Source organism: Pseudarthrobacter sp. KH_020_B (assembly GCF_057840185.1).
Genome location: NZ_CM174506.1, coordinates 25,614 through 43,464, shown reverse-complemented (window position 1 = coordinate 43,464; position 17,851 = coordinate 25,614). Strand labels below are relative to the sequence as shown.

The window sequence follows — 17,851 nt, the reverse complement described above, 5'->3', positions numbered from 1 at the left end:
TCCCCGCCGCGTTACCCGGGGATCAGACCACGGGGCGGGGAAAAGCAGTCGCTCGGAACGCCGTCCGCCCCGCCGCGCCACCCAAGGGCGCTCAGTTCCCGCGGGCCAGCACCTGCCCTTTGAAGAACTCGGGCCGCAGCCGGGACATCACCAGCATGATCACCACGCCCAGCATGATCACGCCCATGCCCAGGATGAACACCATCCCCAGTCCGCCCACCGATGATCCGGAGCCGTACTCGGGGTCCATGGAATCGGCGGCGGTCTTGAAGAACATCACCAGCAGGATGACTCCGCCCAGCAGTGGCGCCAGGAACTTGAAGAAGAAGGCGCGGCCATTGCTGAACGCCTGTGCCCGGAAGAACCAGACGCAGGCCAGGGCGGTGATGCCGTAGTAGAAGCAGATCATCATGCCCAGCGCCGTGATGGTGTCCCAGAGCGCGTTTTCGGAGGTGGTCCGGGTGATCACGTAGAAGGCCGCGGCGGCAACGCCCGCGGCGATCGTGGCGTAGCTCGGGGATTTGAAGCGCGGGCTGACCTTTCCGAAGCGGCCCGGGAGTGCCTTGTAGTGGCCCATCGACAGCATGGTCCGCGCGGGTGAGACAAACGTGGACTGCAGCGACGCGGCCGAACTGCTGAGGATGGCGAGGGACATCAAGATGGCGAACGGTCCCATGACCGGCCCGGAAAGGACAGCAAAGATGCTCGACTGGTTGTCAGGATTCCCGGCGCCCAGGCCGGTTTCGCCCACGCCCGCAAAGGACAGGGTTGCCAGCGCAACGGTCATGTAGATCGCCACAATCACGATTACGGTGACGGTCGCCGCCCGGCCCGGAGTCTTCTCCGGATTCCTGGTTTCCTCGTTCATGGTCAGAGTGACGTCCCAGCCCCAGTAAATGAAGATGGAGAGGGAAACCCCGGCAGCAAAGGCTGAGAAGGATCCAACCGCGAACGGGTTGAACCAGTCCGGTGAAATGGCAGCCGCATCAAATGCGGTGCCGTTGGCCACGTGACTGAAGGCCGCAACGGCAAACCAGCCCAGCACGAGCAACTGGAACGCCACCAATACATACTGCACGCCTTTGGTGGCCTCCATGCCCCGATAGGAAATCCAGCAAGCCAGGGCGATGAACACCAGGGTGGTTGCGATGTTCAGCGGCAGGTTCTTGCTCAGCTCGCCCAGGTCCGGGTTCCCGAAAAGCTGGGCAAGCATGAGGTAGAAGAAGTCGACGGCGACGGCCGCCAGGTTGGACAGCACAATAATGGTGGCCGCAATCAGCCCCCAGCCACCCATCCAGCCGATCCACGGACCAAAGGCACGCGATGCCCACGTAAACGAGGTGCCGGCGTCGGGCATGGCATTGTTCAGTTCGCGGTAGCCGAACGCCACCAGAATCATGGGGATAAAGCCCACCAGGAAGATCGCCGGCAGCTGAACGCCCACTTCCGAAACCGTTGGCCCCAGCGCCGCGGTCAGCGTGTACGCCGGCGCGATGCAGGAGACACCGATCACGACGGCGCCCAGCAACCCCACCGCGCCGGCCTTCAGGCCCTTCCCGCTCAGGCCCTTTTCAGCCAGGCCATTGCCCGGGGCGCTGGGTGGCTGTGCTGTCACTTCTTTGGGACTCATGGCCTTGCCTCTCTTTCATTCGACGCTGAAGGGGTTGGACCGGTGCGCTCAGCCGACGGCGGCCGCGGCCTCGCCCGCCGCAGCCACAATGCCCGCCGCAGCCACGATGCGCGCCGCGGTGCGCTGGCCCATGCGGACGGCTCCGTCAACATGCTGGTAGCCTTCGGCGGCGAGGTCTGAGGAGCACCAGTAGATCGGGCCTACAGGGGCGTGCTGGTCCTTGCCGTAACGGTGCAGGCCGCCCAGATCGTAACTGGCCGCGTAGGCGCCCCGGGTCCACTCCTCGGAGCCCCAGTCGGATTCGTAGTAGACCTCGGGCTCCAGGGCCGTGTCCCCCAGGAACCCGGCGATCGATTCCAGGATGGCGCGGCGGCGGTCCTCGGCACCCAGCTCGAAGACGGCGTCGGCCTTTTCATCGGACACGAAGCCCACCAGGGTTCCACGTGAATCACCGTGGTTGGTGTTGTCGTAGACCTCCTGGACCAGCGACCCGGCACCGAAACCGGTTCCGGACAATCCGGCTTCACGCCAGAACGGCGTGCTGTAGACAGCGTGGACTTTGATCACCAGGCCCAGCGACTGGTGCTGGTGCATCTGGTGCTGGCGCCGCGGAAGCGGCGGGTTAAAGGAGACGCGCGAGTAGAGGTTCGGCGGCACGGCCATGATCACAAAACGCGCGTTCACCGTGGCACGCTCCGAAACAACACTGACGCCGTGCCCGCCTTCACCGCCATCCTCCCAGTGGATGGTGCGCACCGGACTGTTAAGTACGACGTCGGCACCCAGTTCCGCTGCCTGCAGCAGGGACACCTGCTGCATCCCGCCGATGACCCGCTTGTCCAGGATGAAGTCCTCGTCGGTGAGGTGGCTGAAGGACCCGGCGGAGGCTGCCATGAGGACCGCCTGCAGCGCCGAAAACGCGTGCGCTGGCTTGGTGAGCATGCCGCCGGCGATGAACAGGCCGATATTGTTGCAGGCCTCCTCGTCGCTGGAGTTCCGGCGCAGCCAGTGGTGGAAGGAGACGGTGTCCAGCTCACGGGCTTTGGGGTGCGCCCAGGGCTCGGTGGCGCCGATTTCAGCGGCGAGGCCGTCCAGAATGCCGATCAGCTTGTCCATTTCCGCCCCGGTGGCTGCACTCACCGGGAAGGAATCACCGGTGTAGCGGGTCTTCTTGCCGTCGGCGCCGACATAGACGGATTCACCCTCACGGTAGCGGGAGTAGGTCTTCAGGCCGAGCTCGTCCAGGAGCTCCAGCAGCGCGGTCTGGTCCGGCGAGACCCACTGGCCACCGATTTCCAGCATGGCCCCGTCAATGGTGTCGGTCCAGGTTCGGCCGCCCACGCGGTCCCGCGCTTCCAGCACTGCCACGCTCAGGCCGGCCTTCGTCAGCTCGCGGGCAGCGGTGAGCCCGGAGGGTCCGGCGCCAACGATTACAACGTCGCGGTCAAGATTCAGCATGATGTCCTCTCTGTGGCCATTCAAGTGATGCAAACCACTAAATGAATGCCGTTCATTTAGTAGAACTATAGCTCTTCCGCGGCCCGCGAGGAAGAGGCCGGTGGAATAATGCTGGGGATACTGCCCGCAGAAAGGCCAGCAATGCCGGCATCACCAGCCGATACACCCAGCACCAGGCAGCGTGACCCCGCGCCAAAAACCGGTGCGGCACGTCGCCGCGCGGGGCGGCCCGCCGCTGCCATCCTGGACCAGGCAGGCATCACGGCAGCGGCCCTGTGGCTCATCGGCAAGAACGGCTACGACGGACTCACCATGGCCGCACTGGCCCGCTCACTGAACGTAGCGCCGTCGGCCCTCTACAACCATGTGGAATCCAAGCGGGACGTGCTCCTGCTCGTGGAAGACCACTTGACTGCCCTGGTGGACGTGACCGCCTTCGCGGCGGAACCCTGGGAGTCCGCGGTGCGGAAGTGGGCCTGGAGTTACCGGGACGTCTTCGCGGAGCACACGCCCCTGATTCCCGTCATCGCAGTCCTTCCTGTGACTGACGCACCGCAGACCCTCGCCATGTATGAGACCGTCAGCGCCGGATTCCGGGCGGCGGGATTCCCGGAGGAGCGGATCGTGTCCGCCATCGTGGCCCTGGAATCCTTCATCTTCGGATCCGCTTACGACGTCACCGCCCCGGCCGACATTTTCGATTCCGGCGGCATGGCGGAGTCAACGCCGAGCTTCACGGGTGCAGTCCGGAGCCTGGCCGCGCAGGGACACGCGAAACCTGCGGACGTGGCGTTCAGCCTGGGGCTTGAGGCGCTTATTGCGGGCTTCGGGGCGTTACGGGAGTAGAGCCGACGGGAATCGAGCATTGACCCGCCGCCCGGCACGGATCCTAGGACGGCGCTGAACAAGGGACAATTCGGAGCGGCAGGTTTCGCTTTTGGACTCGTTCCGGGGCCTTGGGCGGCTCGTTGGGGGCATCGATTCCGGGCGCCGGAATTCCGGTCATGAATTTTGCGGGCCTTGCCGGGCCGTCCATAGCTCCCGTCGGCGCGGATCGGGGCCGGGGGCCGGGGCGGCCCCCCATTTTGGGTGCTATCCCAGGGCCCAGGCCCCGTTTTCGCCGGTGAGGCCTAGTTTCAGCAGTCGCCGAAGGTTCAGTGCGGCTGTGCGGACCTGCAGCCAGGCGTTGTTCTTTTCCACGCCCCGGTATCGCAGGCGCCGGTTGCCTCCGGCGACCAGCCAGCCGATGGATCTTTCCACCAGGGGCCGGTAGGCCCGGTAGTCGTGCCTGAATGCTTCCTGGCGGGCGGCGGCGCGGTGGGCGCGCTGGCGGGCGTGGTGGACGGTGATAACGACTTTCCGCCCGCCCTTGGCCTTCGTGCATTGATCCCGCAGCGGGCACGCCTTGCAGGCGGTGCCGAAGTTCACGTTGCCCCGGGGGCTGATCGTGCGGACCTCCCCGGCCGGGCAGCTGAGCGTGTTCTTTGCTTCGTCGTGGGTGAAGTCGTCCAGGTCGTACCCGCCTGGCACGGCCGGGCGCAACGGCTTGGGCTTGACCAGGCCCTGGTGCCCGGCCGTATCGAGGGTCTCGAGCATGGGACCGGAACCGTAGGCCGAGTCCCCGAGCACCTGGTAGTCCACGGCGTCGTCTTTCATGGTCGGGTCCGTGCCGAGCAGGACGATTCCGGCGTCCGCGTCACTGGAGCCGGGCCCGGCGGCCCGGGTCATCACCGCGGAGGTGTACAGCCCGGTCTCCGGCTCCGCGACGATGTGGCCCTTGAAGCCGTCCATCATCACCGAGCGGGACTTGTGCGCGTGCCGGGCCTCGGTGTCCACCGTGGAAACGATCCGGTCCGGGGCGACCTTCCGGGCGATCCGCCACCTCCCGTCGGTGCCGTCGGAGCCCTCGGCCGGCTCCACGTCCTGCCCCGCCACCAGCGCCAGCAGCACGTACGCCTGATACTCCGGGGACCTGTCATCCAGGGTGGCGGGGTCCACCGCGGCCAGCAGCGCCAGCGCGTCAGTGACCAGCCCGGAAATCAGTTCGTCTTTTGCTTCCTTGTCATCCCAGGCGATATCCGGCTTCCCCACCCGCGTGTAGTCATAGGAGGTCGCGTGGACGGCCATGAGTGTCGCGCCGTGCTCCATGGCCTTGCCGAAGCGCCGGATCACGGCAATGAGCTGGGTGATGGTGTCCTGGCGGGCCACCGCGTCCTGGAAGACCGTCGAGTCCACCGCCCGGCGGTGCCGCCCGGCCAGGACCCCGGTGGCGGTAATGACCTGGGCGACAGCCTCCATGATCCGGTGCGGGTTCTCGCTGGTCCGCAGCCGGTTGCGCCAATGGACCAGGGCGGTGGGGTGGAACGCGGCCTCCGTCAGCCCGTACCCGCAGGCGGCCTTCCAGCGCAGATCGTACGTCAACGCCTCCGCGGCCGCCCGGTCCGACAAGCCTTCCAGGGCCTGCAGGACCAGGACCGTGCCGATCACCGAGGCCGGGATCGAGGGCCGGCCCCGCCGGGAGGGAAACAGGTCCTCCATCATCGAATCCGGAAACAGCCGGCCCCGATGCTCCGCCAAAAAAGCGTAGGCACCGCCCGGAGCCAACAACTCCCCGGCCAGTGCCTCCACATCCAAATACCCGCGCTGGGCCGCCTCAATACCTTGCATGTACCCAGTCTTAACGACCACGACCCGAAGTCCAGCAGGCGCGCCTCAACCCACCCACATTGTTCAGCGCCGTCCTAGGCTTGTTGGCGAAACCTGATCTTAAAGGCAAGGAATCGCGAACAAGCCCCTGACGGCAGGGGCACACCGGATTCGGCCGGCCCAGCGTCAAAGAGTCCCAGTGTTAAAGAAAGGAACCCCGGTCCGAAGACCGGGGTTCCCTTGATTGCGTGCGCGAGGGGGGATTTGAACCCCCACGCCCTTTCGGACACTGGCACCTGAAGCCAGCGCGTCTGCCGTTCCGCCACTCGCGCGCAACTTCTTTTCCATGATTTACGGCCGGTTTCCCGGATCCGCAACCTTGTAAAAGCAGCGAGATCAAGCATAACGGACATCGACGGCAAAACACCAATTGAGCCCCGGACGCGGTCAAATTCCCCGCCGGGAGGGGGCCGGCGGGGAGCGCGCAGCGAACTTTTCCGGGGGCCCGGCCGTTGTGGATTAAGGTCATTCACAGGCCTGCCCAGTAGTATCTGATGTAGTAGTGCCTGCCACTGCCAGGCAGGCCGCTGGGTTCCGAACTGCGTTGTTGGTTGAGTTCCGGAACGAAAACTGCCCCGCAGCCGGGGGGAAAGGAGAAGCACCATGGGATTGCTGGACAAGGTCGAGCGCGGCATCGAAAAGGCCGTCCGCGGTGTCTTCTCCACCGGTTCGCGCGCCCAGGTAGAACCGGTGGAAATCGCCAGCCGGCTCCGCCGCGAGGTGGACAACAAAGCCCTCACCATTGCCGCCGGCCGCACGCTGGCGCCCAATGTCTTCGACGTCCAACTCAGTGACGACGACTTCAGGAGGGCGCAGGACTGGGGCACTCCCCTGGCCGAAGAACTCTGCGACGTCGTCATCAACCATGTCCGCAGCCAGGGCTACACCCTGCAGGGCTCGGTGCGGATCTCCTTCCGCCGGTCCGAGGAGCTGCGCGCCGGCGACTTCGAGATCGTCTCCTCCACCGAGAAGTCCAAAGCCGGCCCCGGTGTCGCATCGGCCAGGCCCAACATGCCGGCAGCCCCCAGCCGCCCTCCCGTGCGGCTGCAGCCCGTCCTGGACATCGACGGCCAGCGATACTCCCTCAATGCCCCCTCCGTCGTCCTGGGCCGGTCCTCCGAGGCCGACATCCTGGTTGACGACACCGGCGTCTCGCGCCGCCACCTCGAGATCCGCACCGCCAACGGCGTCACCAGCGCTGTGGACCTCGGCTCCACCAACGGCAGTTACGTCAACGGCCACAAAGTGGCAGGCAGCACCGAACTGACCGACGGCTCCACCATCACGATGGGACGGACAAAGATCATCTTCCGCCTGCTTCCCGCCAACCCTGGGGGCCGCCCATGAGCGACCTGACCATCACTGCCCTGCGGTTTGGCTTCCTGATCCTGCTCTGGGTCCTCATCTTCAGCATCGTTTCGGCCATGCGCCGGGACCTCATGGTGGGCCGCAAAGCCGCCGCCGGCACCCCGACCGCCCGGCAGGTCCGCAAAAACCCGGAACTGGCCGAGGCTGCCCCGCCGCCCCTCAAGCAGCAGGCCCACCAACTGGTGGTCACCGAAGGCCCCCTCAAGGGAACCACCGTCCCCCTGGCCGCCAGCCCCATCCTGCTGGGCCGCGCCCAGGAAGCCACGCTGGTTCTGGAGGACGACTACGCCTCGGGCCGGCACGCGCGGCTGTTCCCGCAAGGCAGCCGGTGGTTCATCGAGGACCTTGGCTCCACCAACGGCACCTACCTGGCGGACCAGCAACTGACCCGGGCACTGCCCGTTGAGCTTGGCGTACCCGTGAGAATCGGCAAGACGGTCATCGAATTGAGGCCGTAGCCATGGCCGCTGACCTTCCCGCCGGCGGGGCCACACCCGTCCAGCGGCCCCTCATCATGCGCTATGCGGCGCGGTCGGATGTAGGACGCATCCGGGCCAAAAATGATGACTCGGCGTACGTCGGCCGCCATTTGGCAGTGGTCGCGGACGGAATGGGCGGCCACGCGGGCGGCGATGTGGCCTCCGCCGCCACCGTGCTGGACATGCTGCACCTGGACCACGGCGACTACGACGGCGACGCCGGCACCGTCCTGGCCGACGAAATCCAGACGGCCAACTCCCTGCTCTCCGAGCTGGTGCACATCAACCCCAAGCTCGCCGGCATGGGCACCACCGTCACATCCCTGCTGCTCGCCGAGGGCAAGCTGCACTTCGCGCACATCGGCGACTCCCGGGCCTACCGCCTGCGCGACGGCGTGTTTGAGCAGATCAGCGTGGACCACACGTTTGTCCAGCGGCTGATCGATGAGGGCCGGCTCCGTCCCGAAGAGGCCGAAACCCACCCGCACAAGAACGTCCTGATGCGCGTCCTGGGCGACGTTGACGCCAGCCCCGAGCTGGATCTGGACACCCTGGACGTCAAGCCCGGGGAGCGCTGGCTCCTGTGCTCGGACGGCCTCAATTATGTGGCCGGGCATGTGGTGGAGCGGACCGTCCGCGAGACCAAGGACCTGCGCGAATGCGTCGAAACCCTGGTCAACCTCACGCTTGAAGCCGGCTCACCGGACAACGTCACCGTGGTCATGGTGGAAATTACCGAGGAAACGCCCGACGACGTCAGTACCGCCGCCGTCGACATCATCCATCCCCCGCCGGTCACCACAGCCCCTGCCGCAGGCGGCGCCGCGGCCAGCGACGCCGCCAGCGCTTCACCGGACCCCGAGGCGGCCGACGAAACAAAACCCAGCGCCAAAAAGCCCGCCGCCGACAAAGCCCCCGAAAAGCCAGTTGCCGCGGAACCGCCGCCGTCCACGGACCCCCACCTCGGCGAGCACCTTTCGGCAGAAGTCCTGCGGCAGGAACTCGCATCGCGCCCGCACGAACTTGTCGGCGCTGCGGCCACCGCGGCCGAGTCGGGCTCGATTCCCACCATCGCTGGCCGCACTGTGGCCCGGCGGGCCGCCACCGTCCTGACACACAAGGCCGACGCGCCCGTTGCGGAGGCAGATGACGTCCTGGGGCGGCCCAAACCCCGCCGCTGGGTCACCATGTCCATCGCCGCGTCCGTGCTGCTGGTCCTGACGGTGGGCCTCTGGCTCGGCTATGCCTGGACCCAGACCCGATACTACATCGGGGAATTCGATTCCCGAGTGGCCATCTTCAACGGTGTGTCGCAACGGCTTGGTCCCCTCCAGCTTTCAACCCTCGAAGCCGTAACAGAGATCCGGATGGATTCCTTGCCCCAGTTCTCCCAGCAGCGCGTCCGGCAGACAGTTCCCGCGCGTGACCTCTACGACGCCCAGCGGATCGTGAAGAACCTCGAAGGCACCGGCACCATTGCTCCGCCGGATGAGTGCTTGACCCCCTCGCCCACTCCGGCGCCAACAACTGCGCCCGCTGCAACACCCACCGCGCCTGCCCCATCGCCGGACCCAGCCGCTCCGGCGGCAGCACCTGCCCCGGCCGCCTCACCCACCCCCACTGCGGTCTGTGAGGGGGGCCAGTGAGCCAGCTCAGCACCATCCCCAAGCCCCGGCGCAACGTGGAACTGTTGCTGCTGATCCTCGCCCTGTCTGTGGGCATCGGCGCCAACATGCTGGTGGGCGTTGACCAGGCGAAGGCGTTCGACTCCGATTTCTGGTTCCAGTCCAGCCTCCTCGCGGTGGCCGCCCTGGTCTTTCACGTGGTCCTGCGGATCCGGGCTAAATATGCCGATCCGGTAATACTTCCCTTGGTCGTTGCCCTTAACGGCTTGGGTCTTGCCATGATCCACCGCCTTGACGCCCCCGGGGAGGACACCGGCAACAACCAGCTGCGCTGGACCCTGATCGCCATGGCCGTGGCCATTGGCGTGATCTGGTTCCTCAAGGACCACCGGGTGCTGCGCCGCTTCACCTACATCTCGCTGGCTGTGAGCGCGCTCCTGCTGATTCTTCCGCTGGTGCCCGGCATCTCGGCCGGCGAAATCCTGGGCGCCCGGGTCTGGATCCGGGTGGGTCCCATGACGTTCCAGCCGGGTGAGATCGCCAAGATCACCCTCGCTATATTCTTCGCCGGGTATCTTTCCTCCAACCGCGACCTCATTCTGCTGGCCGGCCGCAAGATCGGCCCGCTGCAGTTCCCCCGGTTCAAGGACATGGGGCCGATGATCACCGCCTGGCTGGTGAGCATCGGCGTGTTGATCTTCCAGCGCGACCTCGGGTCTTCCGTGCTGTTCTTTGGCCTGTTCATCGTGATGATCTACGTGGCCACCAGCCGTATCAGCTGGGTGGTGATCGGCGTGGGCCTCATCCTGGGTGGCGGCTTCGTGGCAGCCCAGGTGTTTTCCCATGTCGAAGTCCGCATCTACGGCTGGCTGAACGCCTTCAGCCCAGACGTGTACGAGACCGGCAGCCGGCAGGTCATCGAGGGACTCTTCGGCATGGCCAACGGCGGCCTGGTGGGTACCGGCCTGGGCCAGGGCCGGCCGGACCTGGTCCCCTTCGCCAACAGCGACATGATCATCGCGTCCATCGGCGAGGAGCTGGGCCTGATCGGACTGTTCGCCGTCGTTATGTTGTACCTGCTGCTGTTCACCCGCGGTTTCCGGGCGGCCCTCGGCACCCGGGATGCCTTTGGGAAACTGCTTGCCTGCGGGCTTTCCTTCGCCATCGCCCTTCAGTGCTTCGTGGTGATCGGTGGAGTCACACGACTTATCCCGCTGACCGGTTTGACCACACCGTTCCTCGCCGCCGGCGGTTCGTCGCTGCTGGCCAACTGGATCATTGTGGGCCTGCTCCTGCTGATCTCCCACACGGCGCGGGGACCGGTGGACACCACCCCACTTCCTCCCGGCGGCGCTGCGGAACCTGCAGGAATTGATACTCCCACCGAGGCGGTGAAACAAGCGTGAACCAAGCAATCCGTAATTCCTGGGTGGCAGCGATCGCCATGTTTGCCTTGATCTTCGGCGCAATCAGCTTCGTTCAGGTGGTGGGTGCAGATGACCTCCAGGACAACCCCCTGAACCAGCGCGCCATTTTGCAGAATTACTGCAACGACCGCGGCTCCATCATCGTGGGCGGGGACCCTGTGGCCGAATCCGTGGAAGGCACCTCGGAGGTCTGCCAGTTCCAGCGGACCTACCCACAGCCCGCACTTTATGCAGGCCTCACCGGCTACTTCTCGCAGAGCTACGGTGCCACCGGCCTGGAAGTGGCTATGAACGACCAGCTGACCGGCAGCTCAGACCAGCAGTTCTTTGACCGGATCGGACAGCTGTTCCTGGGCAACCAGCCGAAGGGTGCCTCGGTGGAACTCACCATCGATCCGGCCATCCAGAGGCTCGCCTACGACCTCATCCCGGATGGCCAGCGGGGATCCATTGTGGTCACCAACCCCAGGACCGGCGCCGTCCTGGCCATGGTGTCCAAGCCGTCCTATGACCCCAACCTCGTCGCCACCCAGGACCGCGACGCCGAAACCACCAACATCAATGAGCTGGTCAAGGTCCCCGGGATCAACCTGAACCAGAATGTCAGCGGCCCCACGGGAGAGCTGCTCGCGCCGGGATCGGTGTTCAAGCTAGTGGATACCGCCGCGGCCCTCGCCTCCGGGAAGTACAACAAGGACAGCGTGCTCCCCAACCCGGCCGAAATGCCCTTCCCGGGGATCCAGTACAAACTGCCGAACTACGCCGGGGGCAAATGCTACACCCAGAACACGGCCAGTTTTGCCTTCGCCCTGCAGCAATCCTGCAATACGCCGTTCGCCAGCATTGCCCTGGATCTCGGCAGGGACGCCATCGCCGAGCAGGCGGCAAAGTTCGGCTTCGGCGAGGATCTGGGCGGCCAACTGAAGCTCGCCTACGCCAGAGGCAGCGGCTTCCCCGATGACCTGGACGGGCCAGGCCTGGCCCAGTCGGCGATCGGCCAGAAGGACGTGCGCGCCACTCCGCTGCAAATCGCCCTGATGACCTCGGCCATCGCCAACAACGGCGTCCAGATGAGCCCCAGCCTGGTCAAGACCGTACGGTCCCCGGACCTTCGGGTTATTGACGAGCCCCAGCCGGAAGCGCTCCGGACGTCCACCACCCCGGAGATTGCCCGTCAGATCACCGAATGGATGACCAGTGCGGTGAGCCAGGGCATCGCCCGCGGCGCGGCTGTCCCCGGTGTGCAGGTGGCCGGCAAGACCGGAACCGCTGAACTGGGCAACGGCCTGAACAACTCCTGGTTCACCGGGTTTGCCCCGGCGAACAACCCGGAGGTGAGTGTCACCATCGTCATGGAGGGCGTGGACATCACCACCGGCGCACAGCTAACCAGTCCGAACGCGAAGAAGATTTTTGAGGCGGTGTTGAATAAGTGAGGCCTACAACGGGAATCACCCTCGGCGGCAGATTCCAGCTGACCACGCGGATCGCGATCGGCGGGATGGGAGAGGTCTGGAAGGCCAAGGACCAGGTCCTGGGCCGCATTGTCGCCATCAAGGTGCTCAAGGAGGAATACACCGGGGACCCCGGTTTCCTCCAGAGGTTCCGCGCCGAGGCACGCCACACCGCACTGCTGAACCATGTGGGCATCGCCAACGTCTTTGACTACGGCGAGGAGGAGGGGTCCGCGTACCTGGTCATGGAGCTCGTTCCGGGCCAGCCGCTGAGCAGCATCATCGAGCACGAGCAGGTGCTGTCCCCGGACCGGACGCTGTCCATGATGGCGCAGACCGCGCGCGCACTTTCCGTCGCCCACGCCCAGGGGCTGGTCCACCGCGACATCAAGCCGGGCAACCTGCTGATCACCCCCGACGGCCGGGTCAAGGTCACCGACTTCGGCATCGCCCGCCTGGCCGACCAGGTCCCGTTGACCCAGACGGGCCAGGTAATGGGCACCGCCCAGTACCTCGCCCCCGAGCAGGCCACTGGCCAGACCGCTACCGGCGCCTCGGACATCTACTCACTCGGCGTGATCGGCTACGAGTGCCTCACCGGGCACCGGCCCTTCTCCGGCGAGTCCCAGATCGCCATTGCACTGGCCCAGGTCAACGACGCCCCGCCGCCGCTTCCGGACACGCTGCCCAAACCGGTCCGCGCGCTCCTGATGTCCATGCTGGCCAAGGACCCCAAGAACCGCCCGGCCAACGCCATCAAGCTGTCCGAAGCCGCCGAGGCCATCCGCAACGGCGATATTGACGCCGCGCACGCGGCGGTTCCCGGCATGCTGCTCTTCGAGGCGACCACCGGCCCCATCACTGCGCCGGTGGACATTGCCACGGCACCCACCGGCGTTATCGCCCATAAGGACAGCCACACGACGTCGACGTCCGCACTGCCCGTGCTGGGTGCCGCTGCCGGTGGAGCTGCAGCCGGCGCCGCAGCCGCGGGCGCAGCCACTGGAGCCGGGAGCACGCTTTCGCGTGCGGACGCCCTGGCTGCGGAGCGCAGCTGGGTGCAGGAGGAAGAGAAGTACGACGACGAGCCGGCCGACGAGCCCGAACGTCGCGGCCGCAGCCCCTGGACCTGGCCTCTGGTCGCGCTGATCGTGCTGGTCCTGTTCGCGCTGGTGGGGTTCTTTCTGACGCAGCAGGGGATTTTTAACCCCGCCGGCACCGTCACCGACTCGGCGTCCAGCACCCCGCCGTCCACCAGCGCCAGCCCGACAAGGACCTCGGAATCCGCTACGCCTACGCCCACACAGCCCAGGGCCACCCCCACTCCGACCACCCAAACGGTGACGATCATTCCAGAGGCTTATCTCGGCAAGGACTACCGGGCGGTCCAGTCGGAGCTCTCCGCCATGAACCTTGATGTCACCATCCAATCGCAGGTGGACGCGAACTCCGCGCCGAACACGGTCATCGCTTTGTCCCGGACGGGGAGAGTGGAGGTTGGGTCCCCAGTGGTCATTACCTACGCCGTGGCACCCCCTGCCCCCACGCCCACACAGACCTCGGTCGCACCGACCCCGACAACCTCCCCGACCGCGCCGGGCGGATCCGCCCTGCCCAACTGCAACCCCGGCCAGCTGCCGGGCCTGCCTGCTACCTGCAAGCCGTAGCGGTCAGGATTGACAGTGAGTGATTCGCCCCGCACCCCTCTGCACCGGGAGGACAGCCTCCCGGTGGATAACCAGCGTGTCCTGAATGGCCGCTACGAACTCGGTGGAATCATCGGCCGCGGGGGGATGGCGGATGTCCACCGCGGAGTCGATACCCGGCTCGGCCGGACCGTTGCTATCAAGCTTCTCCGCCCGGACATGGCCAGGGATCCGCAGTTCCAGGCTCGCTTCAAACGGGAAGCACAGTCCGTCGCGGCGCTGAACCACCCGTCCATCGTCGCCATCTACGACACTGGCGAACATACGGTTACGGATGGCTCGGAGGACAGTGTCCGGGTGCCCTACATCGTGATGGAGTTTGTTGAGGGCAGGACCATCCGCGACCTGATCCGGGCCAAGGAAGTCAGCATTGACCAGGCCATCGACTTCTGCCTGGGTGTGCTCTCTGCCCTTGAATACAGCCACAAGGCAGGCATCGTCCACCGGGACATTAAACCCGCCAACGTGATGTACTGCGAAGGCTCCAATTCCGTGAAGGTCATGGACTTCGGGATTGCCCGGGCCATCGCCGATTCGTCCGCCACTATGACGCAGACCCAGGCGGTGGTGGGCACCGCCCAGTACCTCTCGCCCGAGCAAGCCCGGGGCGAAACAGTGGACGCGCGCAGCGACCTGTACTCCGCAGCGTGCCTGCTGTACGAAATGCTCACCGCCCGCCCGCCCTTCATTGGTGACAGTCCCGTGTCCGTGGCTTACCAGCACGTCCGGGAAATCCCGGAGCCCGCGAGCAGCGTGAACCCGGAGGTCTCGGCCGCCCTGGACAGTGTCCTGGCAAAGGCTTTGCAGAAAAACCGGACGGACCGTTTCCAGGACGCGGCCGCCTTCCGGCGGGCACTGCGCGCCGCCCGGGCGGGCGTCTCCGTGCCCGCGCTGGCCGCAGCCGAAGCCCCCACCGATCCCAACGACCACGTCCCGACGCCGGAACGCCCGCCGGTAACCGAGGCGTTCGGAATCACGGGTGCCGGTTTCCTGGACGATGCCCCTGCCAGCTGGCAGGGCGACGCGGACGACACCCGCACTGACGGGATCGTACCCATCACGGCGGCGGCCGCCCGCGTGCCGTCGGTCGGGGACGAACTGCCCCTCGGCCTCCCGCCGGAACGTGAGCGGACCGCACGGCAGAAGTCCCGTCGTCGTACGTGGATTGCCACGCTGGTGATCTTCACACTGCTGGTCCTTGGCGGCGGCGGTCTCTGGCTTTACAACATCATGAACCAGCCCCCTGCCGCGCCACCCAAGGTGGAGGTCCCGGCGGTGGCGACCCTGACGGAGTCAGCAGCCCTGCAGGAGCTGTGGGGCGCCAACCTCCGTCCGGCGATCAAACGCAACAATCACGAGACCGTGCCCAAGGGGATAGCCATCGGCACAGACCCGGCCGCCGGAGCGTCACTGGATCCCAATGCGGAGGTGATCCTGAACATCTCTGAAGGCCCCAGCGCCGTCAAGATTCCGGAAAACCTTCCGGGCCAGACGGAGGCAGCGGCCCGGGACATCCTGCGCCAGGCCGGACTCGTGGGAGCCCCCTCCACAACCGAAGCCAACAGCGCCACGGTGCCCCGCGGCAGGGTCATCACCACCAGCCCGGCGCCTGGCCAGATGGTGGGTGTGGGCACCACCGTGGAGATCGTTGTTTCCACCGGCAAGGTGGCCATGCCAGAACTCCGCGGCCGCACGCGTGCCGAGGCGGAAACGGCGCTGAAGGAGCTGGGCCTGGTCCCGAACGTCCAGGAAGTGGAGAACTCCCAGGTGGAGGCGGGCCGGGTCACGGATCAAAGTGACCCCGTGAACGCCGCCGTCGATCAGGGCAAGACGATCAATATTGTGGTGGCCAAGGAACCGGCCCCGCCGCCGTCGCCGACACCAAGTGCCTCACCCAGTGCCTCACCCAGCAAAGGGCTGAGCCTGCGGTGAACGCTTAATAAGCGTCAGTGCTGGATGAGCGGGCTCAGCGTGGCCGCCCGGGCGGCGGCTCCCGCCATTCCCAGGGACTCGAGCCAGTTGCCCAGCATCTGGTAGCCGCCTTCGGTCAGGACCGACTCCGGGTGGAACTGCACCCCGCACAGCGGTGCAGTACGGTGCTGCAGGCCCATCACGACGCCGGTCGCGGTTTCGGCAGTGATCTCCAGGACGTCGGGGATGGTGTCCCTTACCGCTGCCAGCGAGTGGTAGCGCGTCGCCGTCACAGGGGAGGGGAGTCCGGCGAAGACGCTGGTGCCGTTGTGCTCCACCAGCGACGTCTTGCCGTGCATCAGCTCCGGCGCGTGGGTCACTGTGCCGCCATAGGCTTCGGCCAGGGCCTGATGACCCAGGCACACACCGAACATCGGCTTGTTGTTCGCGCCGCACCACTTGATCAGTTCAATGCACACCCCCGCCTCGGCGGGGTTTCCCGGACCGGGTGAGATGAGGACGCCGTCGCGCGTTTGTGCCAGCTCGATGGCTTCAGCGAGGGTCACGTCGTCGTTGCGGACAACGGTGGTCTCGGCGCCGAGTTCCTGGAGGTAGCCCACCAGGGTGTAAACGAAGCTGTCGTAGTTGTCTACGACCAGGATTTTGGTTGTGGTCATGGCTGGCTTGCAGAACCAATCGTTGAGTCGGTGAATGCGGTGAACCCGGACATCCAGGGGAACAGGAACTGAACCATCAGGATCAGTGCGCCGGCAATGAGCACCAGCGAGGTGAAAATCCGAAGCCAGAGGGGGCCCGGCAGGTGGCGGAAAATCCAACCGTACATACTCAGTTTCCTTCCACCGCTGCGGCCACCTGGGCGGCGATTTCTGCCGGCGGGCCCGCCGAAGCAGGCCGCCAACTGTCCAGCAGCGCATAAGCGATGATGCGTTCCTCGGCGCCGAAGCGCGGATTGCAACTGGTCATGGTGAGGAAACTTTCGGTGGGAGTGACACCGGGGCGGGTGGGGACCGGTTCCAGGACATCGGTCCGGGACGGCATCACAATCTGGTTGTTGCGGAAGACGTAGATGTAGTAGCCGTCCTTGGTCTGGACGTAGATCTTGTCCCCCGGGACAAGGGTGTGGATGTTGTCCAGGACGGCACCGTGCGTTTGCCGGTGACCGGCCACCGCGAAGTTCCCGACGGCGCCGGGCATGGCCGTGTTGGCGTAATGGCCGAGCCCCAGCGTATCCAGGACGTCCCCGGTGGTTCCCTGCACGATGGGCCGGGTGTAGTTGGGGCCAAACCGCGGGATGTACATAATGCCGATGGTGCCGGCATGGCCTGGTGCCGCGGAAACGGCTGGCGTGCCGTAATCCACGGGCGCTGCTGTGGGGTCCGGCCCCGGGCTTGCAGGCACCGAACCGCCCAGCCCTTGGGCGAATTCCTTGATGACGGCGCTCTGCTTGGCGTCGGATTCGATGTTGGTCCACCACAGCTGCCAGCCCACAAAGAGCAGGAGAATAATGCCGGCCGTAATGAGCAGTTCGCCGATCACCTGCACGGTCCCACGCAGAATGGAAGCGCGGGCGGGCGCCACACGGGCGGGCCGCCTGGCGGCGCGCCTTGCCTTCTCCTGCACTACCACGCGTTCTCCCCCGGGGTGGCCGCGCTGGGCGTTTGAGTGCCCAGAACTACGGCTAGAATTGACTGCTAGTAAGAATCCAGATTTGACCAAGATCGCGCAGACCGCTGGCAACTTCCTTCTTGCAGGATATCAAGCCCGCGGCGCCGAGCTTGCTCCAGTCCGCCAAGGAGAGCACGTGCCCGAGTCAAAGCCTCGCAAGAAGACTTCCAGCGCCGCGCAGCCCGCTTCCGGGGCGCAGACGTATAAGCCCAATGCTGTCTGGTTCAAGCCGGTGATGTTCGGCCTGATGATCATCGGGCTCTTCTGGATCATCACGTTCTACATCAGCGAGGGCCGGTTCCCTGTCCAGGCCTGGGAGTCGTGGAACATCGTGGCCGGCTTCGGCATTGCCATCATCGGCTTCCTGATGACCACGCGCTGGCGTTCCTGATCCCGGTTTC

The 17,851-nt window shown here is 65.9% G+C and carries 15 protein-coding genes and 1 tRNA gene; 9 read left to right on the top strand and 7 right to left on the bottom strand.

Annotation, left to right across the window (positions count from 1 at the left end; all coding sequences use genetic code 11):
• Window positions 1–91: 91 nt before the first annotated feature.
• Both AC3IT0_RS00205 and AC3IT0_RS00200 read right to left on the bottom strand, forming a co-directional pair.
• Entirely contained in the window at window positions 92–1,630 is a 1,539-nt protein-coding gene (locus tag AC3IT0_RS00205) for an APC family permease (protein WP_489321844.1), read from the bottom strand.
• 48 nt (window positions 1,631–1,678) lie between these two features.
• The gene (locus AC3IT0_RS00200; RefSeq protein WP_489321843.1) at window positions 1,679–3,088 is read right to left on the bottom strand and encodes a flavin monoamine oxidase family protein; all 1,410 of its coding nucleotides are present in this window, start codon (window positions 3,086–3,088) and stop codon (window positions 1,679–1,681) included.
• 108 nt (window positions 3,089–3,196) lie between these two features.
• Here AC3IT0_RS00200 and AC3IT0_RS00195 point away from each other — a divergent pair, with 108 nt between their 5' ends.
• Window positions 3,197–3,934: a TetR/AcrR family transcriptional regulator gene (locus tag AC3IT0_RS00195; protein WP_489321842.1), complete on the top strand. Its 738-nt coding sequence runs from the start codon at window positions 3,197–3,199 to the stop codon at window positions 3,932–3,934.
• Between the two features lie 246 nt (window positions 3,935–4,180).
• Here AC3IT0_RS00195 and AC3IT0_RS00190 read toward each other — a convergent pair whose 3' ends face one another.
• On the bottom strand, window positions 4,181–5,755 hold the full coding sequence (locus tag AC3IT0_RS00190) for an IS1182 family transposase (RefSeq protein ID WP_489319853.1): 1,575 nt from the start codon (window positions 5,753–5,755) through the stop codon (window positions 4,181–4,183).
• Window positions 5,756–5,983: 228 nt separating this feature from the next.
• A tRNA-Leu gene (locus tag AC3IT0_RS00185) sits at window positions 5,984–6,066 on the bottom strand.
• Window positions 6,067–6,397: 331 nt separating this feature from the next.
• Here AC3IT0_RS00185 and AC3IT0_RS00180 point away from each other — a divergent pair.
• The 7 genes from AC3IT0_RS00180 to pknB are packed head-to-tail and all read left to right on the top strand — an operon-like array spanning window position 6,398 to window position 15,785.
• Complete coding sequence (locus AC3IT0_RS00180; RefSeq protein ID WP_489321841.1) at window positions 6,398–7,141, top strand: FHA domain-containing protein; 744 nt, start codon at window positions 6,398–6,400, stop codon at window positions 7,139–7,141.
• Window positions 7,138–7,620, top strand: a complete 483-nt coding sequence (locus AC3IT0_RS00175; RefSeq protein WP_489321840.1) for an FHA domain-containing protein FhaB/FipA — start codon at window positions 7,138–7,140, stop codon at window positions 7,618–7,620. The genes AC3IT0_RS00180 and AC3IT0_RS00175 overlap by 4 nt, the downstream gene beginning before the upstream one ends.
• 2 nt (window positions 7,621–7,622) lie before the next feature.
• Window positions 7,623–9,287, top strand: a complete 1,665-nt coding sequence (locus AC3IT0_RS00170; RefSeq protein ID WP_489321839.1) for a PP2C family protein-serine/threonine phosphatase — start codon at window positions 7,623–7,625, stop codon at window positions 9,285–9,287.
• Window positions 9,284–10,672, top strand: coding sequence for an FtsW/RodA/SpoVE family cell cycle protein (locus tag AC3IT0_RS00165; protein WP_489321838.1), 1,389 nt, complete (start codon window positions 9,284–9,286; stop codon window positions 10,670–10,672). The genes AC3IT0_RS00170 and AC3IT0_RS00165 overlap by 4 nt, the downstream gene beginning before the upstream one ends.
• Window positions 10,669–12,129: a peptidoglycan D,D-transpeptidase FtsI family protein gene (locus AC3IT0_RS00160; protein WP_489321837.1), complete on the top strand. Its 1,461-nt coding sequence runs from the start codon at window positions 10,669–10,671 to the stop codon at window positions 12,127–12,129. The genes AC3IT0_RS00165 and AC3IT0_RS00160 overlap by 4 nt, the downstream gene beginning before the upstream one ends.
• On the top strand, window positions 12,126–13,814 hold the full coding sequence (locus AC3IT0_RS00155; protein ID WP_489321836.1) for a protein kinase domain-containing protein: 1,689 nt from the start codon (window positions 12,126–12,128) through the stop codon (window positions 13,812–13,814). Before AC3IT0_RS00160 ends, AC3IT0_RS00155 begins: the two co-directional genes overlap by 4 nt.
• A 15-nt stretch (window positions 13,815–13,829) precedes the next feature.
• Window positions 13,830–15,785, top strand: a complete 1,956-nt coding sequence (pknB, locus tag AC3IT0_RS00150) for a Stk1 family PASTA domain-containing Ser/Thr kinase (protein ID WP_489321835.1) — start codon at window positions 13,830–13,832, stop codon at window positions 15,783–15,785.
• 14 nt (window positions 15,786–15,799) lie between these two features.
• On the opposite strand, the gene AC3IT0_RS00145 is transcribed toward pknB, so the two are convergent.
• Genes AC3IT0_RS00145 through AC3IT0_RS00135 form a run of 3 tightly spaced genes read right to left on the bottom strand, consistent with a single transcriptional unit; the run spans window position 15,800 to window position 17,411 of the window.
• Window positions 15,800–16,441 (bottom strand): aminodeoxychorismate/anthranilate synthase component II, encoded by a 642-nt coding sequence (locus tag AC3IT0_RS00145; protein ID WP_489321834.1) that lies wholly within the window; start codon window positions 16,439–16,441, stop codon window positions 15,800–15,802.
• The gene (locus AC3IT0_RS00140; protein ID WP_181577402.1) at window positions 16,438–16,608 is read right to left on the bottom strand and encodes a hypothetical protein; all 171 of its coding nucleotides are present in this window, start codon (window positions 16,606–16,608) and stop codon (window positions 16,438–16,440) included. The genes AC3IT0_RS00145 and AC3IT0_RS00140 overlap by 4 nt, the downstream gene beginning before the upstream one ends.
• A 2-nt stretch (window positions 16,609–16,610) precedes the next feature.
• The gene (locus tag AC3IT0_RS00135) at window positions 16,611–17,411 is read right to left on the bottom strand and encodes a class E sortase (RefSeq protein ID WP_489321833.1); all 801 of its coding nucleotides are present in this window, start codon (window positions 17,409–17,411) and stop codon (window positions 16,611–16,613) included.
• Between the two features lie 175 nt (window positions 17,412–17,586).
• Between AC3IT0_RS00135 and AC3IT0_RS00130 the strand changes: the two genes are divergently transcribed.
• Window positions 17,587–17,841 carry a cell division protein CrgA gene (locus tag AC3IT0_RS00130; protein WP_354252055.1) on the top strand — a complete coding sequence of 85 codons (255 nt, stop codon included), beginning with the start codon at window positions 17,587–17,589 and terminating at the stop codon, window positions 17,839–17,841.
• Window positions 17,842–17,851 lie beyond the last annotated feature (10 nt).